We start from the raw sequence: 24,874 nt of genomic DNA on the forward strand, positions 1-24,874 counted from the left end.
CAGCAGTTCAACCTGTCCGAGTACTACTCGCTGTCCAAGCGCACGGGCCTGTACGCGTTGCAGGCGTATCAGCGCGCGAACGGCCAGACGCTCGGCAACAACGGCGCGGGCAACATCATCAACGCGACGGCGACGCTCGGCGACGGCTTCAACTCGACGCCTTCGTCATCGCGCAGCATGGTGGGCGTGGGCGTGGGTATGGTGCACCGGTTCTGATGCCGCTTGTCGTATCGGAAGCAGACCAGGGCGCCGCGCTTGCGGCGCTTTGTTTTTTATGCGTGAATCTCGCGCAGAATCGCATGCGGTGACAACTTCTTTGTGAGTCACGCGTATCAGGACCGCTGTTTGCTTGCGGCGGGCTACTGCCGCGTCGTCGTCCGCTCCATGGCGAATGCACGCATATCGCGAGGAGCATCAAGAAAGGGCCATCAAGAGAGTGCATGATAGGCGCACGGCAGTGGGTGGCCGGCCGCGATGAAGATGCTCGTCGGCTGCTACAATCCTGCGTCATTGCAATACAGGTGAACACATGGGCTTTGAACAACTGGCGAAGCTGAGGGACGAACTCGCCAAACAGGCAAACGCGCAGCGCAAGCAAAAGCAGGCGGCGAAAGAGCAGGCGGCCCAGGCGGGCGCCAGGGATGCCAAAGCGAAGGACGCAAAACCCCGGGACGCCAGGCCGGCGGCAAAGCCTGCCGCGAAGCCGGCGGGCAAGTCGGCGCAGGCGCGGCCGGCCGCGCGGCAAAATCCCGTCGATCCCGTCGTGCATACCATCGGCAAATTGCAGAAGCGCTTTCCGCTGGCGTTTCCGAAGAACCCTGCGCCGAAGGTGGCGCTGAAGATCGGCATTCTCGAAGATCTGCTGGCGCAAGCGGGAGAACTGAAGCTGACCGAACAGGAAATCCGCGACGCCGTGAGCACCTGGTGCCGCGGCAGCCGCTATTGGGCGAGCCTGACGGAAGGCGCGCCGCGCGTCGATCTGACGGGCACCGAAACCGGCAAAGTCACGGCATCGGATTCGGCGTTTGCGCGTCGTCGCTCGGGTGGACGGACGAAACCGGCCAAGCCGCAGGGCGAAGCGAATGCTGTCGCGAAGACTGCCGAGGACGGCGGCAAGCCGGAGCCGGAAAGCGCGGCCGCCGATGAAGGCAACGCGTCTTCTGAAGCGGATCAGACGCGTGGCTGATAGTCGGCTCGCCGAGTGGGGCAGCGAAAGGGCGGGGAAATAAGTGACCTGAGCGGTGACGAATCGGGCGACACATCCTCGCCGCCCATTTCTCCGTGATGCAGCGCGCGCCGCACGCTTCACGTGCGCTCGATATCCTTGATTTTTCGTGCCGGCACGCCGCCGACAAGCGTATACGCCGGCACGTCCTTCGTCACGACGGCCCCTGCGGCAACCACCGCCGCCTCGTGAATCGTCACGCCGGGCAGGATGGTGGCGCCCGCACCGATCCACACCTTGTTTTCGATGCGGATCTCCTGCTGATCCAGTCCGCGCCCAAGCTCCGGTTCGAACACGAGACCATGCGTCGCCGTCTCGAACGACACGCGCGGTCCGATCTGCACATCGACGCCGATCGAGATCCGGCTGTTGCGACAGGCGAGGCGCGTATCGGCGTTCAGATACGCGCGGTCTCCGATCGAAATGCCGCCGATCGTTTCCTGGTTGAGGCTCATCTCGACGCTCAACGGTCCGATGATCGTCACGTCCTTGCCGATCACCATGCCCGCCGTGCGGTACATCGAAGCACGCATGCGATTGAATGGGCCGTACGTCGGCAGCATGTTGCCGAGGCTCATGAAGATGTGTCGTTTCAGTGCCGTCAGTAACTTCATCGTTCCGCCTTGATTACCGCGCGCTGTGCCGTCCTCGCGCGGTCGAACGTCGCCATGCTCCGTGGGGCACACGCGCGGTCGGGTTGTTCTGACTTCAGCCATTCTTTGCAGGACATGTCGATAATCCCGGCTCGCTCGACGGGCCATCGCCATCGAACCGCCTGGTTGGACTAAAAGTGTGATCTTACCGATCGCTTGCACCCGCCAACCCGCTTCGTCCCTCAAGTGGCCTATTCAGAGGGGGTTTTGGCGCGAACTCAGGCATGTGCGCCGCAACGCCGACGTAGTCGCGCAGTGCGCACCGGAATGCTTCCCCCTTTCGTTCTGACCCGTGCTGCATGACGCTCTGCCGTCGCGCAGGTGATCCAGCATTCGACATGCATGACGCAACGCCATTCTCGACAGGGAACACATGGCTTCGACATGCCATGTGCCGTTGCCCTTTCCACGTTCGGGTGAAATTGCGCGCATGCCTTCTGTGGCCCCGAACCGGTCGCTTATCGCTGTCCTGTGACGCTCTGCCGGACAGTCCAGCAACGTCCTGAAAGCGGCGGCGAGCGCTGGACCGCTTGCGCCTCTACCCCCTCAAAGGACAGGGTGCGCACAAAACGTATTGGCATAGCATTGCGCCACGAACTGCCAGATAACGTCAGCAATCCCCGAACCCGGTCGAGTCGAACAGGAGACAAGCAGCATGTATATCGGCATCAACATGGGGTATATCGCCACCCTCTTCACACCCGCCCAGGAAATCGAGTTCGCGCAGGAAGCGGAGCGGCTCGGCTACCGTTCGCTGTGGGTTGGCGAGCCCTATGGCAACGACGCAGCAACCGTCCTCGCTGCGCTTGCGGCCTGCACGAAGCGCATTCAGATCGGAGCGGGCATCTTCGCAATTCCTGGCCGAACGGCAGCCATGACGGCACAGACGGCCGCGACGCTCGACTGGCTCTCTAACGGACGTCTGCTGATGGGCCTTGGTCCGAGTGGCACGCAAGTCTCGGAAGGCTGGCATGGCGTGCCGTTCGCAAAGCCGCTGCTGCGCACCCGCGAATACGTCGAAGTGATCCGCATGATCCTGCGCCGCGACAAGCCGCTCGAGTATCACGGCGAGACGATACGTCTGCCGCTGCCAGGGACGGAAGGCAAGCCGCTCAGGCTGATCATGCACCCGGTGCGTCCCGCGGTGCCCATCCTGCTCGCCGCGCTCGGTCCGAAGAACATCGAATTGTGCGGCGAGATCGCCGACGGCTGGCTGCCATTCTGGTTTGCACCCGAGCACGCGGCGACGCTGCGAGCTCCGCTGGAGGCGGGCGCGCGCGCGGCCGGCCGCGATCCCTCTGCGATCGACGTCATGGTCAACGTGATCGTTCATATCGACGACGACCTTGCCCGGGCACGCAACACGATGCGGCCGAGGCTTGCGTTGTACGTCGGTGGCATGGGCTCGAAGGAAAACAACTTCTACAAGACGCTCGTGAGTTCGTATGGCTACGGCGACATCGCCGAACAGGTCCAGGAGCTTTATCTGTCCGGCCGCAAGGCCGAGGCAGCAGCGCTTCTGCCCGACGAACTCGTCGACATGGTGACGCTTTGCGGCCCCGCGGAGCGAATTGCCGAGCGGCTGCACGCCTATCAGGCCGCCGGCGCCCATACCGTCATTCCGATGTTCGAGACGAGCAGTTTCGCGGAGCGGATGTCGCAGTTGCAAGCGTTCGTCGATATCGCGAAGCGCTCCGGCTGCGTGACGTTGAGCCTCGATTGACGAGCGTTTTGCGCGGGCACGGGCGGGACTGACGACGCGTCGCCGGAACGTGACGTGTCCGGACTTGAGCTGCGCACCGGAATGTGGCGGCGCTTAACGGCGCATAGCCAACACGACGCGGCCATTCAGGTCGCGTGAATCGAACAGACACGCGAAGGGCAACATGGTGCAACAGGAAAAACCGACGATCGCCGTGCTTGGCGGAACAGGCAATGAAGGCAGCGGACTCGCATTGCGCTGGGCGCAGGCCGGCTACAGGGTCATCATCGGCTCGCGCAACGCAGAGAAGGCTGCGCGCGTTTGTGCCGAACTCAACGATGTACTCGGCCGCGCGGCATTGACATGGCAGGACAATCCGACCGCCGCGCAGGCAGCCGACATCGTCGTGCTGACGGTGCCGTATGCGGCTGCGCGCGCCACAGCCGATGAAGTGCGCAGCAGTCTTGGCGGCAAGATTCTGATCGACGCAACCGTGCCGCTCGTTCCGCCCAAGGTCGCACGCGTGCAACTTCCCGAGGGCGGTTCGGCCGTCGCGCAGATGCAGGCGCACCTCGGCGCAGACGCGCGTGTTGTCGCGGCATTCCAGAACGTCTCGGCGCATCATCTGCGCGATCTTGCGCATGAAGTCGAATGCGACGTGCTCGTGTGCGGCGACGACATCGACGCACGTGACACCGTGATCGGTCTCGCCCGCGCGATCGGCCTGCGTGCGTATCATGCGGGCCCCATCTGCAACGCGGCGGCAGCCGAGGCGTTGACGTCGGTGCTCATCGCCATCAATTCGCGCTACAAGATTCCGGGTGCGGGCATTCGTATCACCGGTTTCCAAGCCGATCCTCACGCGCACGAGCAATGAAGCCGCGGCAACGGGAACAGATCGTCTCGACGGCAATGGCGGTCGTCCCGCCTGTATCGGCAGTCGACGACTTCGCGGCACTCGTGCTCGACGCACTCGATCGGTCCGGCCTGAGAGCGAACGCATGAAACCCTGGCTCGTCGTGCCCGTTCGATCGATACGCGATGGCAAGCAACGCCTCGCCGCCGTATTGAGCGAACGCGAACGTGTTCGTCTCAACACGGCGCTGCTCGAGCATGTACTAGCCGAAGCCACGTGGTTTCCCGGACGCGGACGCACGCTCGTGGTGACGCGCTGCGCCGAAGTGGCGGCTGTGGCGCAGATGGCGGGCGTCAAGTGGCTCATCGAGCGTAATGCCACAGGGATGAACGCTGCCCTCGACGAAGCACGCGCCCATCTCGGTACGAATCGCGGATCACGCCTGATGACGGTGTCGTGCGATCTGCCGTTGCTGTGCTCCGACGATCTGATCGCGCTGGCGACAGCCGCGCCTATGGGCACCGGTGTCGCGCTCGCACGTGACCACACAAGGTGCGGCACTAACGCGTTATGCCTGCCGCTCGACGTTCCGTTCGCGTTCAGCTTCGGCAAAGACAGCGCAGAACGACATCGCAACGCAGCGGCGCAAAGAGGCTTGCCGGTCGTCGAAGTTCAGCGGCCGGGGCTTGCCGTCGATCTCGACACCCCGGCCGATCTTCAGGCGCTGCGTTTCGTCGTGCCCTGGCTGTGGCCGCACGCGCGGGCAGCGTAGGGGGCGTACGCGAACCGCAAGCGCTAGCGCGGCGTACCTGCGTCCGATGCGCCATCTGGACATGAACACTCCCCGATGCAAACCAATAAGGAGCTCAACTTTGGAAACCCGTATTACACGACTGTTCGGTATCGATCATCCGGTCATTTGTTCGGGCATGAGTCACATCGCCGTACCGGAACTCGTCGCTGCGGTCTCCGAAGCGGGAGGGATGGGCATTCTTGCGACGGCCCCGTTGACCCCCGAATCGACGCGCGAGTCCATTCGACGCGTGCGGGCGATCACCTCGCGGCCGTTCGGCATCAACATCACGATGCTGACGGCGTTTGCGGCGGGAAACGTGCGCGTCGCGCTGGAAGAGCGCGTGCCCGTTGTGAATCTGTCGCTTGGGCGAAGCAAGGAAATCACGGATGCCGTTCACGCTTATGGCGGCAAGATCGTCAGCACGGTGACGACCGAAAAGCATGCGCGTGCCGCTCAAGCGGCCGGTGCCGACGCGCTGATCGTCACGGGTCACGAAGCGGCCGGCCATGGCGGCGCGGCGACGTCACTGACACTCGTGCCCGCCGTGCGCGATGCCGTGGCGCTGCCCATCATCGCGGCGGGAGGCTTCGCTGACGGGCGAGGGCTGGTCGCGGCGCTGGCGCTCGGCGCGGACGCCATCGCGATGGGTACGCGCTTCGCGCTGTCGCTCGAAAGCCCGCTGCACGCGCACGCAAAGGATACGGCGATCAGCAGGAGCGTGACCGACACGCTGTACAGCCCGAATTTCGACGGGATTCCATGCCGTGTGATGGACACGCGAGCCGCGCGCAAGCGTGCGCGTCGCGCGATCAGTTTCATCGAGGCCGTGCCGAGTGCGCTGGCGAGCGCCGCCCAGCTCGGCATGTCCTTGCCTCAGATTCTCAGAATGGCGTTCGCCCGGCCGGCAAACCTGGTGCAGCAAGTGCAGATCGGCGCATTGACGAAATCCACGCTGCTGTCCATCAGGAAAGGCGACATGGAGCGTGGAATTTTGCCGATCGGACAGGTTCAGGGACTGATCGACGAGGTGCTGTCCGCCTCGGCGATCATTCAACGCACGCTCGACGAAGCAGAAGAGATACAGAACCGGATGGTGTCGGCTTGATCGCGTCGTTTTCTATATCGGTGCACCCCGTTTAATAAGGAATAGAAAACAAGAAGATGATCGGCATTCTTTTGATCGTCGACGAAACACGCAAAGGCGGCAGTGACGCAACAGCGCGCAAACCTAGCTGGAAGCGGCGGCATTCGTAATCCCATATTGAAACGAAACCAACGGGTGGAAAGACTATGAAAGACAATTCAGCGGCGTTTCTCAGCGAACAGGAGCTGATGATTCGCGATACGGCGAGAAAGGTCGCGGCGGAGGTCGTGGCGCCGACCGCGGCCGAGCGCGACAGGACATGCGCGTGGCCGCATGCCGAATTGAAACAGATAGCGGAGCTTGGATTCCTCGGAATGCTGGTCCCTCCCGAGTACGGCGGGTCGGGGGCGAGCTTCGTCGAGTACTGCCTCGCTATCGAAGCGTTCGCAGCAGCCGACGCAGGATTCGCGACGATCCTGCACGTCCACAACACGATGGGCGGCATGCTCGCCGCCGAGGGCAACGCCGCGCAGAAAGAGCGCTATCTTCCCGATCTGGTGTCGGGCAAGACCATCGGCGCGGGGCTTCTGACCGAGCCGCAGGCGGGTTCCGATACGGCGGCGTTCCGCACGTCGGCCCGACGCGAAGGCGACCACTACGTGCTGAACGGCACGAAGCAGTTCATCTCGAACGGCAGCGAAGCCGGCTTTGCATTTGCGTTTGCCATTACCGACAAGAACGCGGGGAAGGGCGGTGGGAGCATGTTCATCGTCGATCCCACCAACCCGGGCTATGTCGTTGCGCGCGTCGAAAACAAACTGGGGCAGCGCTCGGCTCACGTCGCGCAGATCCAACTGGATAATTGCCGCGTTCCCGCCGAAAATCTTCTTGGAGAAGAGGGCACTGCATACAAGCGGCTAATGGGCGGGTTCTCCGAAGGGCGTATCGGGATCGCTGCGGTGGCGGTTGGCGTGGCGCGCGCAGCACTGGAAGCCGCGGTGCAATACGCCAGGGAACGCGAAGCTTATGGCGCGCCCATCATCAATCTGCAGGGCGTAGGGTTCGATCTGGCTGACATGGCGACCCAGGTCGCAGTGGCGCATCAGTTTGTCCTTCATGCAGCGAGACTGCATACGGCAGGCATCCCGTGCGTGTCCGAAGCGTCAATGGCGAAGCTCTACGCCAGCGAGATTGCCGAGAAGGTGTGCTCGGATGCGTTGCAGATTCACGGCGGCTACGGCTATCTCGCCGATTTCCCCGTTGAGCGCTATTACCGCGATGCGCGCGTGACCAAGATTTACGAAGGAACGAGTCACATCCAGAAGCTCATCATCGCTCGCAACCTGGTCTAGGCCTGTTCGGTCGGCTCATCGGGTGAGCCGATCGTCCTCGGACAAAAGGTCTAGCATCGATGACCGGGCGGCGTATTCAAGCGTACGAACTGGATCGATATGGCTGTTGAATCTTCCAGAAACCGGATGCATAGACAAAAGGAGACAACGCGTGAAACTCAATTTTGCGAACCTCATGGAGAAGCTCGCTGTCCGGTTCGCCGACCGCGAGGCACTGGTCAATATCGAACGGCAGCGGCGCTACACGTATCGGGAACTGCATCGCCTCACCAACCAGATCGTCAACATGATGCGCGAGCGTCTGATGTTGCGTCGCGGCGATGTATTCATGTGCCTGCTGGAAAACGACAATCTGTCGCTGATGCACGCATGGACCACGCTCAAGGGTGAGGCGACAGCAGCGTGGACCAACTTTCGCGATTCCGTGGATGAACATTGCCGGCAGTTCGATTTCATTCGTCCGAAAGTCGTGTTCATGGAGAACGCGCTAATCGAGCGTTACTACGACACGTTGCGTAAGTCAGGCGTGACCGTGGTGTGCATGGACCCCGTGGACGTCGGGCGCGACGGTCTGTACTACTTCTGGAATCTTCTCGAAGGCGTATCGGATGCGAATCCGGGCGTTGTCAGCGACGCGTTCGACGATGTCATGGTGTACCGTTTCACGGGCGGCACGACGGGGAACAGCAAATGTGCTCAGTACACGATGGACAACTGGCTCGCCTCGCGCGATTCGTTTTACGCGGAATTCGAGCAGCACTACGAGCCTGACACGCGCTATCTGCACATGGCGCCTATCAGTCACGGCTCCGGTCTCGGTTTGCTGCCGACGTTGTTCCGCGGCGGCTGCTCGGTCACACAGAACACGCCGGATCTCAAGTTGTGGTGCAGCAACGTCGAACATGAGCGGATCACGTTCAGCCTGCTGCTTCCAACGCTCATTTATCGACTGCTGGAGTTGCCGGAAGCCGCGCACCACGATCTTTCGTCGCTACGCACGCTGACCTACGGTGGCGCGCCGATGAGTCCCGCCAAACTCAGACAGGCACAGCAGCGCTTCGGCAATATCTTCGTGCAGCAGTACGGTTCGACGGAATGTCTCCAGGCCGTGACGTGCCTGACCAAGGCCGATCATCTTGCGGCAAGCGATGCTCAACTCGCCTCGGCCGGGCGTGTCGCGCCGGGCGTGGACCTCAGGGTCGTGGGCAATGACGGCGCCGACGTGGCGCAAGGCCAAACCGGAGAGTTCTGGCTGCGCTCGCGCGCCACGGTGTCGGGCTACCTGCACAATCCGGAGGGCACTGCGGCCGAGTTCGAAGACGGTTACTGGAAATCCGGCGACATGGGTTATATCGACGAGCAGGGCTTCCTGTATATCGTCGATCGCAAGAAGGACGTGATCATCACGGGCGGGTTCAACGTCTATGCGATCGAAGTCGAGGCTGCGCTGAATTCGCATCCGGCCGTGCAGATGTCCGCCGTGGTCGGCGTGCCGCACGAGGAATGGGGAGAAGCCGTGCATGCGGAGGTCGTATTGCGGGCCGACGCCCGGGTGAGTCCGGACGAGCTGATCGAGCATGTCAAGAGCCGTCTTGGCCGCTTCAAGGCGCCGAAATCGGTCGAGTTCGTTCAATCGCTTCCGGTGAGCGTGGTCGGAAAGGTGCTGCGTCGACAGGTTCGGGAGCGGTACTGGAAGGACCGTGCACGAATGGTGTCGTAGGACTCGTTGGGCTCGCAGGATTTAGAGGGCGGTCGGATGTGCGTGGATGTTTGCCTGAGTTGTATCCGATGCTCGCTCTGAATCTTTGGTGATGGCTTCGGCTGTTCGAAGGAACGGTCGAGGCCGTTGAGATGGTTGCGTTGGTATGTCCGGGTGCAGGTTGGTGGATGGCATATGCTATTTGACATAACATAAATTATCACCTGACTGGTTTGTAGCGGCCAGATGATAATGTCCGCTTCTGGCCAAGTTCAAATGTCCGCTTTCCGGACCATCGAAAACTGACATCCCCCTCAACCGGCCTGCTCAAAAAATCACCCCGTCTCAATCCCCAACGCCGTAATCAATCGCTCGCGCCGCGACAACGCCTGCAACGACCGTTTCCCCAAATGCGTCGCGACCAGATTCAGCAAGCCTTCGCAGAAGATCAGATACGCGCCCATGCTGTTGCTGAAAAAGCTGCTGTCATGGGGAATCAGAAACGCGTGGCGCGCGGGCGGCACCAATGGAGACGCAAGCGTATCGGTAATCGCGATCACCGTCATGCCGGCCTCGGCTGCAGCCACGGCGGCCTCGGCGACGCTGCGCGTATAAGGCGCGACGCTCGATACCACCACCACGTCGCCCGGCTGCAGTTGCGCGAGTCCTTCGGCCACGCCCAATCCTTGCGCGTCGAGCAACGCGACATCCGTGCGGATCATCCCGAGCCCGTAGCAAAGAAAGCTGGCGAGCGCGCTGAACTGCCGCAAGCCATGCACCCGAACCCGCGGCACGCCCGCGAGCAAAGCCGCCGTGCCGCGCAGATCGTCGGACGACAGCCGCGCAAGAAACGTCTCGACGTTACCGATCGATTCGCGCGCGAGTCGCGCGACGACCTCGACCTCCGGCGACGTACCGCCATTGACGGGCGTCTGCGCGCGCGCCTTTTTCCCCGTGACGAGCCGCTCTGCCTGATGCGTATAAAAATGCCGATGGCGCTGCGCGAGCGAATCGCGAAACACGCTCTGAAAATCGGCGAACCCGGTATAGCCGAGCTTCGTGCTGAGCCGAGTGAGCGTCGATGCATTCACGTCCAGCGCCGTCGCCAGATCGGTGATGGTGCGCACGGCCACTTCCTCCGGCCGTTCGAGCAGTCGCGCCAACACCGTGTGCGCCTTGCCGCCGAGCGACAGGCCCGCCTCGTCGCGCCCGATCCGCACTACCAACTCGCGCAGCCCGTCCACGCTGCGCGGCGCGGTTCCCGTCATCTCCGGCACCCTCGCCTCGTCGTTATTCGCAGGCGTGCGGCGCGTTTTGCGTTTGTCTGTGTCCATCGATCAGTCGATACCGTGGCGGCCCGCCAAGCTGTTCATAAACGTCCCATTCTATGTGAGATGCCCTGATCACGATATCGGCGGTGGCGAGTGTGTTCTCGTCGTCCGGGTCGGCGGGATCGGCGCGATAGATCGGCAGCGACGCGTCGTGCGTGTCGGCGAGAATCGCAAGCGGATCAGGCGTGCGCCCCTCGTTGCGCGCTTCGTTCAACAGCGCGTCGCCGCGTGCCTGCCGGTCGCGCGACGAATCCGTCACGACCTGCGGGAAGCCACGCATCGACGGATGGATCGCGTGATTCGCATGCAGTGACGGCTGCGCGATCTCTCGCACCGAAACGCCATGCGCGCTGTACTCGACGCTCAGCAGCCCAGGACTTGCGCAAGCCCCGAGCGTCAGATGGAAGCCGCCCGCGCGCGGGTTGTCGCGCACCACGGAAAGCGCCGCATCGAGACTCGGCGCATCCAGCACCGCGCGCGTGAGCACCATGCGAGGCACGCCCGCCTCGACCCGGCGCTGCCGCAGGTTGTTGACGGTGACGGCAAGACCCGCGTCCGTCACGGCGAACGTATGCCCCGGCAGCGAGCCCGGATACACGAACGCCGCAAACCCTGGACTGCCGTCGATACGGCACCCCGCAAGCGCGCAATGTCCGGCGAAACCGGGATCACCGTCTTCGTTGTGGCTGATGCGCTTTTCCGCTGCAAGCGGCAACTGCACCGTCGTACATCCGTCGGGCGATGCCGCCCAGACGTCACCGCGGCAGTTCCACAAAAAGAGGTCGTTGAAGGGTACGCCGAGACCATCGGCGAGACCCTGCAACTCGGACCAGATACGTGGAAACCGCTGCTGCGCGTGCGCGGCCATTGCAGCGGCCATTGGCGTGCCGCGCCATTGCATCACGTTGCGCCATGCGGGCGTATGAACCAGATGACGATGCACGGCGTCGGCGCCGAAGCGCCCTAACGCCTGGCCCGCCTCATAAGGCGAACCGGAGATTTCGATGAAACCAAGTGCTGGCATGTGTGCGAAATTATTCGACATGTTGAAGGAAATCACGCAAGCGCTGATTCGGCGGATTGTCCAGCAGTTCGGCGGGCGGTCCGTCGACGGTGATATGGCCGTGCTCCATGAAGATGAGCCGCGTGCCGACCTTGCGCGCGAACGCCATCTCGTGTGTGACCACGACCATCGTCATCCCCTCTTCCGCGAGCGACTGCATCACGCGCAGCACTTCCTGGCGCAGTTCGGGATCGAGCGCCGAAGTGGGCTCGTCGAACAGCATCAGCTTTGGCTTCACGGCGAGCGCGCGCGCAATCGCTACGCGTTGCTGCTGTCCGCCCGACAGCTCGCTCGCGTAATGATCGACGCGTTCCGCGAGGCCCACCTTCGCGAGCAGTTCCCGCGCAAGCGTCTGCGCTTCGTCCTTGCCCACGCCGCGCACCTGGCGCGGACCGAACGCAACGTTCTCGAGCGCCGTCATTTGCGGAAACAGATTGAACTGCTGGAACACCATGCCTGCTTCCCTGCGGATCTCGCGGACTTTTTTCGCCCCGCCTCGCACGCTGATGCCATCGACGATCAGGTCGCCGCCATCGATATGCTCCAGCGCGTTGATACAGCGCAGGAGCGTCGACTTGCCCGAACCCGACGGACCGATCAGCACCACGACCTCGCCCGCACTGATGTCCAGATCGACACCGTCGAGCACCGTCGTCTGTCCGAAGCGCTTCGTCACCTGCTTGAATTCCACCATGTTGGCGAGCGCGTTCATAGAATCCGCATCCTCTTTTCCATCGTGCGCAGACCGAACGTCAGCACACCGATCATGCACAGATAGATGACGGCCACGGCCGTCCAGATTTCGACCGCGCGAAAGTTCGCGGCCATGATCTCCTGCCCCTGGCGGGTCAGCTCGCCGACGCCGATCACGATGAAGAGCGACGTATCCTTCAGGCTCACGATGAACTGGTTGCCGAGCGACGGCGTCATGCGCCGCACGGCAACGGGCCCGACGACGAACGCCAGCACGCGCCACATCGGCATGCCGAGCGCGAGGCCCGCTTCCTTCAGCCCGCGCGGCACGGACAGAAAGGCGCCGCGCACGATTTCGGCGATATACGCACCCGAGTTGACGACGATCGACACGACGGCTGCCGTCATCGCATCGACGCGCACGTTCAGCATCACGGGCAGCGCGAAGTAGATGAACATCACCTGCACGACGATGGGCGTGCCGCGCACGAATTCCACATACGCGAACGCAATCTTCTGCACGAGCGCGCTGCCGTAAGCGCGCATCAGGCCGAACAGAAAGCCGACGAGCATGCCGCCCGCGAGGCCCACGACGGTAATCATCACCGTGAGCCGCGCGCCCTGCAAAAGCGCAGGCAACGCATCGACGACGACGGACAGATCGAACTGCATGACTTCTCTCCCGAGGACCGCTTATCAGGACTTCGCCGGCTCGACGCCGAACCACTTCTTGTAGATCGCCGCGTAGCGGCCGTCGGCCTTGATCTTCGCGAGCGCCGCATTGACCTTCGGCACGAGCGCACTGCCCTTCGGAAACGCGATGCCGTATTGCTGCGCCATCATCTGCGGACCGACCGCCTTCACGTGTCCCTTGCCTGCCGTGTTGATGTAGTAGAGAACGTTCGGCGTGTCGTGCATGGCCGCGTCGACGCGCCCTGTCTGCAGTTCCAGATACGCGTTGTCGATGTTCGGGAACTGGCGCAGGTCCGTGCCCGCGAAGTGTGCTTTCGCGTAATCCGCCGACGACGTGCCCGTCTTGATCGCAAGCGACTTGCCCTTCAGGTCGTCCGGGCCCTTGATCGCGCTCGCGACGGGCACCATCAGCGTGAAGCCGCTGTCGTAGTAGCCGTCCGAAAAATCGATGACTTTCTTGCGCTCGTCCTTGATCGTGATGCCTGCGAGGGCGACATCGACGTTATGCGTTTGCAGCGCGGGCAGGATGCCGCTGAAGTCCATCGGCTGCAGCTTGTAGTCGATCTTCAGGTCTTTCGCGATGGCCGCCCACAGATCGATATCGAAGCCGACGTACTTGTCGCCCTGCTTGAATTCGAACGGCACGAACGCCGTATCGCAGGCGACCAGCAGGGTCTCGGCCCGCGCCGCATGACCCAGGACGGAAACGGCGACGAGTGCGGCCGCGGCGAGCTTTGCAACGAGTTTCATGACGACACCTTCTGCGTTGGTTGATGGAACGAGAGCAAACCGGGAACGACGGTAAACCGCAAACGACAGCAACCCGATTTGCGCTGAGTATCTTCTCGCAAATTTATTTGCGCAATAGGGGCGTGCGCAAATTCGCTTGCGAATTGGGTATACCCTGGCGTGGGGAGCGGCGACGGCGTTGTGTGTCCGGGTCGGGACGCCGCGATGCGCGATTGCTGCCGATGCTGGCGCGAGTTGCGCTGAAGCGCTGAACTTCGGTTGAAGGCAAACGAACGTAAGCGTTACGTCGAGGGGCGGGACGCGTGTTGGGAGTCTGCTGGATTGCTAACCGGGGCGCGGCGTATAACGCCTGCCATCAATCGACGATCGCCGGCTCCTCGATCGCTCGCGTCAGCAGATCGACAAACGCCTGCATCGCCTGCGGCAGCGTGCGTCCCGCCATCGTCTGAACCTGCAGCGTTCGCTGATGCAGCTCCGGGTTCGTGATCGGCACAGCCGCGAGTCCATCCGCTTCGAGACGGCTTCTGACGGTCAGATAGCCCGTCAGCGTCACGGCGTCGGTCAGACGCACGAAGCTCTGCAACGCCGCGTGATAGCTGCTCACGAACACCGGCTCGAAGATCAGCCCTTCGAGGCTGCACGAGATATCGAACAACTGCCGGATCGTCACGCCCTGGTTGTCCATCGCGAGCGGCCACGGCGTGAGATCGCGCAGCGACACCGATTCGCGCGCCGCGAGCGGATGGCCGCGCCGCACGAGCGCGAAGATCGGCGCGCGCTGCGAATAGTGCACGTTGATCTCCTTCTCCGGCGCGATGCTGAAGCACACGGCAATATCGGCCGTGCCTTCCCTCACGCGCTGCGTCGCGACGGACGGCGCCGACACGTCCAGCTGAAAATGCGTCGACGGATGCGTCTTCAGAAAATGCGCGAACACCTGTGGCAAAAAATGCGGCGCGACACCTTCGGAACTGGCGACGCGTATCGTCGCGCGGCCGCCCTCGCTCAGCCCGCGAATCTCGTCGATCACGCGCTCGCTTTCGAGCAGGCTGCGCCGCGCATGCTCGGCGAGCAGCCGCCCCGCGTCGCTCAGCACCATGCCGCGCGGACGCCGCTCGAAAAGCGGCGTGCCCAGTTCCTCTTCGAGCTTGCCGATCTGCCGGCTCAACGCCGACACGGCCACATACAGCCGCTCCGATGCCTTGCTCAGCGACCCGCTGCGGGCCACCTCCAGAAAGTAACGCAGTGCCGTGCTGTCCATGTCGATGGGTCGTTTGCTTTGCCGTTTCGGCAACGATTCGTGGCAAATATTGTAATTGTGCAGAAATATCGGCGACTGCACGATCGGCTCAACTGCTTTTCATCAACCCGCGCCTGCAGAGGAGACACGCTGTTGACCCGTGACATCGCCATTCAAAACGCGGCCGGCCAGTACGATTCCGGCCGGTTCCTCGACGACCTCCGGCGCCGCGTCGCGTATCGCACGGAGAGCCAGGAGGCCGACAGCGGCGAGCGCCTGCGCGGCTATCTCGACGGCGAACTGACACCGCTTCTGACCCAATGGGGCTTCGCCTGCCGTGTCGTCGACAACCCTGCCGAAGGCGCGGGCCCCTTCCTGATCGCGCATCGCCACGAAGACGATGCGCTGCCGACCGTGCTCAGCTACGGCCACGGCGATGTCGTGCGCGGCTACGACGCGCAATGGCGCGACGGCCTGACGCCGTGGGACGTGACCATCGACGGCGAGCGCTGGTATGGCCGCGGCACCGCCGACAACAAAGGCCAGCACAGCATCAACCTCGCCGCGCTGAAGTCCGTGCTCGATGCGCGCGGCGGCAAGCTCGGCTTCAACCTGAAGCTGCTGTTCGAGACGGGAGAGGAAGTCGGCTCGCCGGGCCTGCACGAACTGTGCACGCAGTTGCGCGACGAACTCGCCGCCGACGTGCTGATCGCCTCCGACGGTCCGCGTCTTTCCGCGCACCGCCCTACCGTTTTCCTCGGCTCGCGCGGCCTCGTCAATTTCAGGCTCGAACTGAAGCTGCGCGACGGCGGTCATCACTCGGGCAACTGGGGCGGTCTGCTGCGCAATCCGGGCGTCGTGCTCGCGAACGCGATTGCGTCGATGGTCGATGCGAACGGCAAGATCCTCGTCGAAGGACTGCGCCCGCCGCCGATTCCCGATGCGGTGCGCCGCGCGCTCGCCGACATCGGCGTGGGCGGCAATCCGGGCGAGCCGGCCGTCGATGCCGACTACGGCGAGCCCGGCCTCACGCCGACCGAGCGCGTGTTCGGCTGGAACAATCTCGAAGTGCTCGCGTTCCGCACGGGCAATCCCGACAAGCCCGTCAACGCGATTCCGCCGCACGCGATCGCGTACATGCAGATCCGCTTCGTCGTCGGCACGGACTGGCGCAACCTCGAATCGATCGTGCGGCGGCATCTGGATGAGCACGGTTTCGGCATGGTCGAGCTCGACGTGGAGCGCGGCGCGCCCGCGACGCGCGTCGATCCCGGCAACGCGTGGGTCCAGTGGGCGCTGCGCTCGCTGCGTCAGACGACGGGCGAAGAACCCGTGCTGCTGCCGAACCTGGGCGGCACGCTGCCCAACGACGTCTTCGCCGACGTGCTCGGCATGCCGACGCTATGGGTCCCGCATTCGTATCCCGGCTGCTCGCAGCACGCGCCGAACGAGCATCTGCTCGGCCCCGTCGTGCGCGACGGGCTGCGCATCATGGCCGGTCTGTTCTGGGACCTCGGCACGACGGGCACCGATGCATCCAATCCCGCACCGCATGTTTCGACAACCCTTGCATGAGGACGTCGCAATGAGCATTGACTCCGTATCCGCGCATCACGCTTCCCCGGGCGCGCAGGCCACCTCGAATGCAGCCGCAAGCGCGCCGTCGCGCGCGAGCGTCTCGCGTCTGATCATCGCCACGTCGATCGGCAACGCGCTCGAGTTCTACGACCTGATCGCGTACGGCTACTTCGCGACCACGCTGTCGAAGCTGTTCTTCCCCGTGCACAACGCGACGATGTCGCTGCTGCTCACGCTCGGCACGTTCGCGCTGTCGTATCTCGCGCGGCCCGTCGGCGCGCTCGTGCTCGGGTCGTACAGCGACCGCAAGGGACGCAAGGCGTCGCTGACGCTGTCCATCGCGATGATGACGCTCGGCACGGGCATGGTCGCGCTGATGCCCACTTACGCGGCGATCGGCATTCTCGCGCCCATCGGCATTTTCCTGTCGCGGTTGCTGCAAGGCTTCTCGGCGGGCGGCGAGTTCGGCAGCTCGACGGCGTTCCTGATCGAACATGCGCCTCAGCGCAGCGGCTTCATGTCGAGCTGGCAGTTCTCCAGCCAGGGCGCGAGCACGCTGCTCGCATCGGCGTTCGGCGCGGTGCTGACGGGCATGCTCACGCAGCCGCAACTCGAAGGCTGGGGCTGGCGTGTTCCGTTTCTGTTCGGCATGCTGATCGGGCCCGTCGGCCTGTATATCCGCCGCCGGATCGACGAGTCGCCCGAGTTCGAGCGCATGGAAAAAGCCGAATCGCCCGTTCGCGAGTTGCTTGCAACACAGAAGTCGCGCGTGCTGGTGTCGATCGGCGCACTGGTGCTGACGACGACGGCCAACTACATGATCCTCTACATGCCCACCTACGCGTCGCGGCAACTCGGCCTCGCGCCTTCGTCGGGCTTCATCGCGACGCTGATCGCCGGGCTCATCGTGACGGTGCTGACGCCGTGCGTCGGCCACTGGTCGGACAAGGTGGGCCGCACACGCATCATGCTCGGCGCGGGCGTGCTGTTCTTCCTGACGGTGTATCCGGCGTTCATGTTCATCAACGCGCATCCGTCGCTGCCGGCGCTGCTCGCCGCCGTCACCTGGGTCGCGCTGCTCAAGGCCACCTACTTCGCGCCGATTCCCGCGCTGATGGCCGAGCTCTTCCCGACGCGCACGCGCACGACGGGCATGGCGATCGGCTACAACATCGGCACGACGGTGTTCGGCGGCTTCACGCCGCTCGCGGTCGCATCGCTGATCGCACTGACGGGCAACAATCTCGCGCCCGGACTGTATCTGATGCTCGCTGCGATCGTGAGCCTGCTGACGCTCGTCTGGGCGCGGGCACGGCTCAACGCGCATTGAACGAATCGACGTGCGGGCACGATCGTTCGGCACGATTGACTCGACATCGCGAACATTCACGAACACGCAAGGAAGCAGGCACGCATGCAGCGCGATTTGCCACCGAAACTCCGGGACGCCATCCAGTTTTCCGTCGATCACGAATCCGCCTGGGACCGCAACGCCAATGGCAAGTTCGGCGTGCACGTGAACGATCCGCCGCCCTGGAACCGGCTGCTCGGGCCGATTCATGATCGCGGGCCGGTGTCGGGCGCGATGGCCGTCGACGGCCGGCTGCTCGCGACATGGGGCGAGCCGGATCGCGCGGATCTCACGTTCAGCATCGCGAAGACGTATCTGGCGCTGCTCGCCGGCATCGCGCACGATCGCGGCCTGTTGCCCGACCCCGACGAGCCCGTGCACATGCGCGTGCCGGGCATCGGTTTCGACGACGCGCACAACGCGCCCATCACGTGGACGCACCTGCTGCAGCAGACAAGCGAATGGCAAGGCACGTGTTTCGGACTGTCCGATCAGGCCGATCACTTTCGCGCGGTTACGTTCGGCGATCCGCCCGACGGCAGGAAAGGCGACTTGCGCCAGTTGCAGCGTCCCGGCACGTACTGGGAATACAACGACGTGCGCATCAACCAGTTGTCGCTGGCGCTGCTGCATCTGTTCGGACGGCCTTTGCCCGAGGTGTTTCGCGAGTCGATCATGCGGCCCGTGGGCGCGAGCGAGAACTGGCAGTGGGTGGGTTATGACGATGCGTGGGTCGAGATCGGTGGCGCTCGCGTGCAGTCGGTGCCAGGCGGCTCGCACTGGGGCGGCGGAATGTCGGTCAGCGCGAGCGATCAGCTCAAGATCGCGCAGATGCTGCTCGACGATGGCCTCGCGAATGGGCGCCGCGTGCTGTCGAGCGAATGGATTGCGCGGATGCGCACGCCTTGCGCGCTCGCGCCCTTCTATGGCGCACTGGTGTGGCTCAACACAGGACGGCGCGTGTTCCCGAGCGTGCCGGAGTCGAGCTATTTCGGCGTCGGCGCTGGGAGTTCGTTCATGTGGATCGAGCCGGAACGACGGATCGCGCTAATTGTGCGCTGGCTCGATTCTCAGTTCGCGGATGCATTCTTCGGCAAGATGCTTCAAGCCGTCGATGCGGTGTGCTCGCGATAACACGCGCTGAATCACGTGTGCGATGCGCGGCGCGCCGCCGCCGATGTTGATCGCGGCGCGCGCATCATAGGGTGTTTCGAGCGATGGCGGATGGGTGGCTACATCGTCCGTCCAACGATCACTGGGTCCACGGGGCCGATCACATTGAGATCGCGATTCGCATACGGCAGCTTGTGCAGCACGAAGCGCATTGCATTGAGCCGCGCGCGCTTCTTGCAATCGGAACGCACGACCGTCCACGGCGTGTCCGCGGTATCCGTATGAGTGAACATCGCCTCCTTCGCCTGCGTGTACTCGTCCCATTTGTCGAGCGACGCCAGATCGACGGGACTGAGCTTCCATTGCTTGAGGGGATGCACCCGGCGCTCCTTGAAGCGCCGCGCCTGTTCCTCACGGCTCACCGAGAACCAGAACTTCACGATGCGGATGCCGCTCTGCGCGAGATGCCGCTCGAACGCGGGAACCTGCTGCATAAACTCGGTGTACTCCGTCTGCGAGCAAAAGCCCATCACCCGTTCGACGCCCGCGCGGTTGTACCATGAGCGGTCGAACAGCACGATCTCTCCCGACGTCGGCAAATGCTGGACGTAGCGCTGGAAATACCACTGCCCGCGCTCCTGTTCCGTCGGTTTTTCGAGCGCGACCACGCGCGCGCCGCGCGGATTCAAATGCTCCATGAAGCGCTTGATCGTGCCGCCTTTGCCCGCCGCGTCGCGCCCTTCGAAAAGAATCATCACGCGCTGGCCTGTTTCGCGCACCCACGCCTGCAGCTTCAGCAGTTCGACCTGCAGGCGATACTTCTGTTTTTCGTACGCCTTGCGCGACATCAGGTTCAGATATGGATAGCCGCCTTCGCGCAATGCGGGTGACAGTTCGTCGTCGGGATGCCGGCTCTTTTTTGCCGACCACGTCGCCGGATTGCCTTCCAGCAGCAGGCCGCGCAATGCGCTCACTTCGTCTGCAGACATGCCGTCCATCAGCGTCTTGACCGTATGGATCAGCGTGTCACCGCCCTCGTCGTGGCGTTGCCCCGCGTGTGCTTCGAGTACGGCTTGCACGCTGTTGGCAAGCAGGTCGTTGGCGGCCGCGACGGCGTGGCTCGTCTGCGCGAGCTCCGCCGATTTCGCCGTATGCCCCGGCATCACGTCGCCGCGCGATGCGCGGCGCGCACCGGGTTCGTGTGCAGCGTGCGCCGTCGACGGTGCTTGCTGCATCTGTACGTTTGGATTGTCGTGCTGCGCTGTCAACTTCATTGCCTCCCGTTGGCGTTGAACTCCGGACCGCCCGCATGTTGCGGCGCGCCGTTTGCGCGCGCATGCCGGCCCTCACATCTCTTCTTGCCGCTGCCGGCCGTCACGCGGCGGCGCTGGCCTTTCTGAGGATCGCGTACAGACTGTCCTTGATCCGCAGCTTTTCTTTCTTGAAGGCTTCGATGCGGATGCTATCGGTGGGCGCGACACCCGTCTCCATGTTGTGAACCTGATGGTCGAGTTCGTTGTGCCGCTCGAACAGCCGGGCAAAATGTGCGTCTTCGTTCTTCAGGCGCGAGATCAGATCGCGATACTCGGGAAACATGGCCACTCCTCGTACGGGTGTCGGTTAATCGCTGACGATCATTGTCGCATCGGGGAATGGTCTGCTCAAATAATACGGATGGCTAATTACTGTGTCATGTAGTCGCATTCAAGGCGCTGCAAGGGCAAAGCCGGTGATCTGCGTCAACGGACAACGTCAGCGTTCGGCGCCATCGAGCGCGGTGAGAATGTTGTACGCCGCGGCCACTCTGTCTTCAATCGGGAAATTTCTGTTCGCGAGAATCACGATGCCGAGGCGCTTTGCCGGAACGAAAGCCACGTATGAACCGAAGCCGTTGGTCGAGCCCGTCTTGTTGATCCAGACGTTGTCCCGAGGCGCGAGAGGCGGCTTGATTTCCGTCACGGGCGTCGCGTTCAGGGCCATCGACGGGCTGTTGCCTTCCAGCAGCGACTTCAAAGCGACGGGATACGGGTACTGTTCCCAGATCAGATCCTGAGTCATCGGTCCTGCCGTGAAGTAGCCGGTGTGCGTATCGGTGATCGCGCGTTGCAGTTGCGCGTCGAGCCTGAGCAGCCCCATGTTGGCGTCGATGAAACGAAGCATGTCGGCGGCCGTCGACTTGACGCCGTACGCTTGCGGCGCGAGCACGCCGCCCGCCATCCGGATCGGCTTGCCGTCCTTCGTGTAGCCCTGCGCGTAATCGGCCGCTCGATCGACGGGCACGTCGATGAAGCTGGTCTTCATTCCCACGGCGGGAAAGAGCCGCCGCTCGATCAGCGCCGTGAAATCCTGTCCCATGCTCTTCGCCGCGATCAGGCCGAGCGTGCCGATGCCGGGATTCGCGTACGTGCGATACGTGCCCGGCGCGTACGTCGGCCGCCACGCGTTGAAGTAGCTCATCAACTGGCTTTCGTCGTGGATGTCGTCGGGGACCTGAAGCGGCAGGCCGCCCGGCGTGTGCGTGCCGAGATTGAGCAGGCTCACGCGTCCGAACTGGCTGCCGCGCAACGACGGCAGATACGTTCCGACGCTATCCGAAAGCGCGAGCCGATGATCGACCTGCGCCCAGGCCGTCAACGTCGCCGTGAACGTCTTGCTCACCGAGCCCAGCTCGAACAGCGTGTCGTTTGTGACGGGCGTGCGGGTTTGCGTCGACGCGACGCCATAGTTGATGACCCACGGCTTGCCCGCATCGATGATGCCGACGGCAACGCCCGGAATCCTGTCCTTCGCCATCAGCGGCCGGATGGCTTCATCCACTGCGCGCTGGACGCGGCCAGGCGGCGCATCGGCCGCGTGGCTCGCGCCCGGCGTCGCGCACAACGCGCCGAGCATCGCGGCCGCGACGGGTCGCGCCAACCTCCCCGCGCCCAACGCCCGAGATGCAACCTCAGCTATCGCACTGCCCCATACTGTCATCGTGAACCGTCGCCGCGTCATCATTGCGTCTCCTTGAAGAGCCGCCACTATCGCGTTTCCGCGCCACGCTGACAAACGATGATAAATTGGCCGACACCCCAGAAAATCTTATGACTCGATCATGCGACCGTATCTGCCTCTGAACGCGCTGCGCGCATTCGAATCGTCGGCCCGGCACCTGAGCTTCACGCGCGCCGCGCTCGAACTGAACGTCACGCAGGCGGCCGTCAGCCAGCAGGTGAGGATGCTCGAAGAAAGACTCGGCGCGACGCTCTTCAAGCGCCTGCCGCGCGGACTCGCGATCACGGATGAAGGACTCGCGCTGCGCCCCGTACTCAGCGATGCGTTCGACCGCATCGAGGCCGTGCTGCGCCAGTTCGAAGGCGGCCACTTTCACGAGGTGCTGACGGTCGGCGCAGTCGGGACGTTCGCGTTGGGATGGCTGATGCCGCGCCTGAAGTCGTTTCATGACGCGCATCCGTTCGTCGAGCTGCGGATGATGACGAACAACAATCTCGTCGATCTCGCCGCGGAAGGTCTCGACTTCGCGATCCGCTTCGGCGATGGCACCTGGCCCGGCTCGCGCGCGCTGAAGCTGTTCGACGCGCCGCTCTCGGTGCTGTGCGCGCCCGAGATCGCGCAGAGGCTGCGCGCGCCCGCCGATCTCGCCGGCGAAAAGCTCTTGCGCTCATATCGCGCCGACGACTGGTCGAACTGGTTCGCCGCCGCGGGTCTCGCGCCGCGTCCCGTGCGTGGGCCGGTGTTCGATTCGTCGCGGCTGATGGTCGAAGCGGCGATGCAAGGCGCGGGCGTTGCGCTCGCGCCGGCGTCGATGTTCGAGCACGATCTGTCGATGGGCCGTCTCGTGCGTCCGTTCGACATCGACGTGCATGCGGGCAGCTACTGGCTCACGTGGCAAAAAGGCAAGCCGGCGACGCCCGCGATGCGCGCGTTCAATCAATGGATCGTGCAGGCAGCGGGCGAAGCGAGCCGGCCGCCTGATGATGGCTTCGCGCAGATCGAAGCAGCGCTCGACGCCGCCGCGCAAAAGCCCCGCTTAGGCGATGCACCGTGACAACGCGTGCCGCAAGATCACGAAGCATCGCCCAAAGAAAATCACATCTCCGTCAGATGCGCAGCCGCCGACGTTTCGCGCGGCTGCCCGCCAAGCTTGATGGGCGGCACCACCATCACCGACAGCACCGCGCCCACGCAGATCACGAAGATCGACAGAAACGTCAGATGCAGCGAGTGATGCAGCGCCGAGCGCACCAGCTCGTTGCCCGCGAGCGCCGCCTGCGCCGCGCCGGGCGTCGCATCGAGCAGCGAGCGCAACTGGTCGGACGTGATCGACATGCCTTTGAAATGGCTCAGCCCGAAGTTCAGCACCGCGCCGAAAATGGCCGCGCCGAGCGTGCTGCCCAGATTGCGTGCGAACAGGTTCGACGCCGTTGCCGAGCCGCGCTGCAGCGGCTGCACGATCTCCTGGATCAGCATCAGCGAGCTCACGCTCACCATCCCCATCCCAAGACCCATCACGAGCGAGCCGACGCCCGCCAGCACCGGCGAGCTTTGCGGATTGAGCACGGCGAACGCGATCGCGCCGAGCGGCAGAAAGAAGCTGCCGCCGACCAGCGTGCGCCGTAACCCGAGCCGATGAAACGCCTTCGCGGCGAAGGTCGCGCCCGACGGCCAGCCGACCATCATCATCGTCAGCGCGAGACCCGCGACGACGGGTGACTGAGTCAGCACGCCCTGCACGTACATCGGCAGGAACGTGGTGAGCCCCATCAGCGCCATGCCCGACAACACGGTCGCGACGTTGCACGCGGCGATGGGACGATGGCTCCACAGCGCGAAGGAAATCATCGGTTCGGGAACGCGCCGCTCGTGCCACACGAAGAGCGCGGTGCTCACGACGAAGAGCGCTACTTCGAACGGCGCGCGGCCGTCGTTCGCCGAGCCGGCATCCGTGAGCGCCATCATCAGTGCGCCGATCGCGACGGTGAAGAGCAGCGCGCCGAGCATGTCGATCGACGGACGCCGATGGCGCTTCTCCTCATGCAGGTACGAGAAGAAGCCGTACGCGGCGAGGATGCCGATCGGCACGTTGATCCAGAAGATCCACGACCACGACAGATCGCGGATCAAGAGACCGCCCGCCATCGGCCCGATCACGGCGGAGATCGCCCATACGCTCGCGAGATAGCCCTGGATCTTGCCGCGTTCGCGCGCCGGATACAGATCGCCGACGATGGTCAGCGTCACCGGCTGGATCGCGCCTGCGCCGAGGCCCTGTATCAGGCGAAACACGATCATCGCGGGCATCGACCACGCGAAGCCCGCGCCGAGCGAGCCGATCAGGAAAATCACGATACCCACTAGCACGGTCGGCTTGCGGCCATACAGATCGGCGAGCTTGCCGAACACGACGGTCATCGCCGTCTGCGCGAGCAGGAACGACGAGAAGACCCAGCTATAGAGGTGCAGTCCGCCGAGTTGCGTGACGATCTGCGGCATGGCCGTCGATACGATGGTGGCTTCGATGGCCACCATCGCCATCGACGCCATCACGGACGCGATGACGAGGGGACGCCTCGTCTGTGGATGATTCGACATGGGGAGCGATGATGTGGAGTGCGCCGCGCACACAAAAACCGAAAGCCTGCCGAAACCCCGCTGAAACATGGGGTCTGCGCGAGCCATACGGTGCGGGCAA

General features: G+C 63.7%; 23 protein-coding genes and 1 pseudogene. 13 read left to right on the forward strand and 11 right to left on the reverse strand.

Annotation, left to right across the window (positions count from 1 at the left end; all coding sequences use genetic code 11):
• Both BMW76_RS32340 and BMW76_RS32345 read left to right on the forward strand, forming a co-directional pair.
• A pseudogene (locus tag BMW76_RS32340) lies at positions 1-216 on the forward strand (porin); the annotation flags it as partial.
• 313 nt (positions 217-529) lie between these two features.
• Positions 530-1,186 (forward strand): ProQ/FinO family protein, encoded by a 657-nt coding sequence (locus tag BMW76_RS32345; protein WP_090872661.1) that lies wholly within the window; start codon positions 530-532, stop codon positions 1,184-1,186.
• A gap of 119 nt (positions 1,187-1,305) precedes the next feature.
• Here BMW76_RS32345 and BMW76_RS42520 read toward each other — a convergent pair whose 3' ends face one another.
• Entirely contained in the window at positions 1,306-1,839 is a 534-nt protein-coding gene (locus tag BMW76_RS42520) for an acyltransferase (protein WP_143062379.1), read from the reverse strand.
• A gap of 694 nt (positions 1,840-2,533) precedes the next feature.
• Here BMW76_RS42520 and BMW76_RS32355 point away from each other — a divergent pair.
• The 7 genes from BMW76_RS32355 to BMW76_RS32380 all read left to right on the forward strand — a co-directional run bounded on the left by BMW76_RS32355 (position 2,534) and on the right by BMW76_RS32380 (position 9,388).
• Positions 2,534-3,601: an LLM class F420-dependent oxidoreductase gene (locus BMW76_RS32355; protein WP_090872665.1), complete on the forward strand. Its 1,068-nt coding sequence runs from the start codon at positions 2,534-2,536 to the stop codon at positions 3,599-3,601.
• Positions 3,602-3,764: 163 nt separating this feature from the next.
• Positions 3,765-4,457, forward strand: a complete 693-nt coding sequence (gene npdG, locus BMW76_RS32360) for an NADPH-dependent F420 reductase (RefSeq protein ID WP_090872666.1) — start codon at positions 3,765-3,767, stop codon at positions 4,455-4,457.
• A complete protein-coding gene (locus BMW76_RS42525; RefSeq protein WP_281248573.1) occupies positions 4,454-4,585 on the forward strand; it encodes a hypothetical protein in 132 nt (43 codons plus the stop codon). The genes npdG and BMW76_RS42525 overlap by 4 nt, the downstream gene beginning before the upstream one ends.
• Complete coding sequence (gene cofC / locus BMW76_RS32365) at positions 4,582-5,208, forward strand: 2-phospho-L-lactate guanylyltransferase (RefSeq protein WP_090872667.1); 627 nt, start codon at positions 4,582-4,584, stop codon at positions 5,206-5,208. Before BMW76_RS42525 ends, cofC begins: the two co-directional genes overlap by 4 nt.
• Positions 5,209-5,308: 100 nt before the next feature.
• The gene (locus tag BMW76_RS32370) at positions 5,309-6,337 is read left to right on the forward strand and encodes an NAD(P)H-dependent flavin oxidoreductase (protein WP_218162571.1); all 1,029 of its coding nucleotides are present in this window, start codon (positions 5,309-5,311) and stop codon (positions 6,335-6,337) included.
• Between the two features lie 185 nt (positions 6,338-6,522).
• Positions 6,523-7,668, forward strand: a complete 1,146-nt coding sequence (locus tag BMW76_RS32375) for an acyl-CoA dehydrogenase family protein (RefSeq protein WP_090872669.1) — start codon at positions 6,523-6,525, stop codon at positions 7,666-7,668.
• Positions 7,669-7,819: 151 nt separating this feature from the next.
• On the forward strand, positions 7,820-9,388 hold the full coding sequence (locus BMW76_RS32380; protein WP_090872671.1) for an AMP-binding protein: 1,569 nt from the start codon (positions 7,820-7,822) through the stop codon (positions 9,386-9,388).
• 314 nt (positions 9,389-9,702) lie between these two features.
• Here the strand turns inward: BMW76_RS32380 and BMW76_RS32385 are convergent, their stop codons facing one another.
• The 6 genes from BMW76_RS32385 to BMW76_RS32410 all read right to left on the reverse strand — a co-directional run bounded on the left by BMW76_RS32385 (position 9,703) and on the right by BMW76_RS32410 (position 15,158).
• Positions 9,703-10,701, reverse strand: a complete 999-nt coding sequence (locus BMW76_RS32385) for a MurR/RpiR family transcriptional regulator (RefSeq protein WP_090872673.1) — start codon at positions 10,699-10,701, stop codon at positions 9,703-9,705.
• Positions 10,658-11,722, reverse strand: coding sequence for a C45 family autoproteolytic acyltransferase/hydolase (locus tag BMW76_RS32390; protein ID WP_090872676.1), 1,065 nt, complete (start codon positions 11,720-11,722; stop codon positions 10,658-10,660). Before BMW76_RS32390 ends, BMW76_RS32385 begins: the two co-directional genes overlap by 44 nt.
• 10 nt (positions 11,723-11,732) lie before the next feature.
• Positions 11,733-12,473 (reverse strand): glutamine ABC transporter ATP-binding protein GlnQ, encoded by a 741-nt coding sequence (gene glnQ, locus BMW76_RS32395; RefSeq protein ID WP_090872678.1) that lies wholly within the window; start codon positions 12,471-12,473, stop codon positions 11,733-11,735.
• Positions 12,470-13,126, reverse strand: a complete 657-nt coding sequence (glnP, locus tag BMW76_RS32400; protein ID WP_090872679.1) for a glutamine ABC transporter permease GlnP — start codon at positions 13,124-13,126, stop codon at positions 12,470-12,472. The genes glnQ and glnP overlap by 4 nt, the downstream gene beginning before the upstream one ends.
• A 24-nt stretch (positions 13,127-13,150) precedes the next feature.
• A complete protein-coding gene (gene glnH / locus BMW76_RS32405; protein WP_090872681.1) occupies positions 13,151-13,897 on the reverse strand; it encodes a glutamine ABC transporter substrate-binding protein GlnH in 747 nt (248 codons plus the stop codon).
• Positions 13,898-14,252: 355 nt separating this feature from the next.
• Positions 14,253-15,158, reverse strand: coding sequence for a LysR family transcriptional regulator (locus BMW76_RS32410; RefSeq protein WP_090872769.1), 906 nt, complete (start codon positions 15,156-15,158; stop codon positions 14,253-14,255).
• 132 nt (positions 15,159-15,290) lie between these two features.
• Here BMW76_RS32410 and BMW76_RS32415 point away from each other — a divergent pair, with 132 nt between their 5' ends.
• From BMW76_RS32415 to BMW76_RS32425, 3 genes are all read left to right on the forward strand, one after another.
• On the forward strand, positions 15,291-16,712 hold the full coding sequence (locus BMW76_RS32415) for a M20 family metallopeptidase (protein ID WP_090872683.1): 1,422 nt from the start codon (positions 15,291-15,293) through the stop codon (positions 16,710-16,712).
• A gap of 10 nt (positions 16,713-16,722) precedes the next feature.
• Positions 16,723-18,045, forward strand: coding sequence for an MFS transporter (locus tag BMW76_RS32420; RefSeq protein ID WP_090872685.1), 1,323 nt, complete (start codon positions 16,723-16,725; stop codon positions 18,043-18,045).
• A gap of 84 nt (positions 18,046-18,129) precedes the next feature.
• Positions 18,130-19,200, forward strand: coding sequence for a serine hydrolase domain-containing protein (locus tag BMW76_RS32425; protein WP_090872687.1), 1,071 nt, complete (start codon positions 18,130-18,132; stop codon positions 19,198-19,200).
• Positions 19,201-19,298: 98 nt separating this feature from the next.
• Here BMW76_RS32425 and ppk2 read toward each other — a convergent pair whose 3' ends face one another.
• The 3 genes from ppk2 to ampC form a co-directional block, all read right to left on the reverse strand.
• Positions 19,299-20,414, reverse strand: coding sequence for a polyphosphate kinase 2 (gene ppk2, locus BMW76_RS32430; RefSeq protein WP_407669053.1), 1,116 nt, complete (start codon positions 20,412-20,414; stop codon positions 19,299-19,301).
• A 139-nt stretch (positions 20,415-20,553) separates the two neighbouring features.
• A complete protein-coding gene (locus tag BMW76_RS32435; RefSeq protein ID WP_090872688.1) occupies positions 20,554-20,775 on the reverse strand; it encodes a YdcH family protein in 222 nt (73 codons plus the stop codon).
• A 156-nt stretch (positions 20,776-20,931) separates the two neighbouring features.
• On the reverse strand, positions 20,932-22,071 hold the full coding sequence (ampC, locus tag BMW76_RS32440; protein ID WP_090872773.1) for a class C beta-lactamase: 1,140 nt from the start codon (positions 22,069-22,071) through the stop codon (positions 20,932-20,934).
• Between the two features lie 205 nt (positions 22,072-22,276).
• Between ampC and BMW76_RS32445 the strand changes: the two genes are divergently transcribed.
• Positions 22,277-23,230, forward strand: a complete 954-nt coding sequence (locus BMW76_RS32445) for a LysR family transcriptional regulator (RefSeq protein ID WP_281248574.1) — start codon at positions 22,277-22,279, stop codon at positions 23,228-23,230.
• A 41-nt stretch (positions 23,231-23,271) separates the two neighbouring features.
• Here BMW76_RS32445 and BMW76_RS32450 read toward each other — a convergent pair whose 3' ends face one another.
• Positions 23,272-24,774 carry an MDR family MFS transporter gene (locus BMW76_RS32450; protein WP_090872690.1) on the reverse strand — a complete coding sequence of 501 codons (1,503 nt, stop codon included), beginning with the start codon at positions 24,772-24,774 and terminating at the stop codon, positions 23,272-23,274.
• Positions 24,775-24,874: the final 100 nt, after the last annotated feature.

It is taken from the genome of Paraburkholderia diazotrophica (assembly GCF_900108945.1).
Lineage (GTDB): Bacteria > Pseudomonadota > Gammaproteobacteria > Burkholderiales > Burkholderiaceae > Paraburkholderia > Paraburkholderia diazotrophica.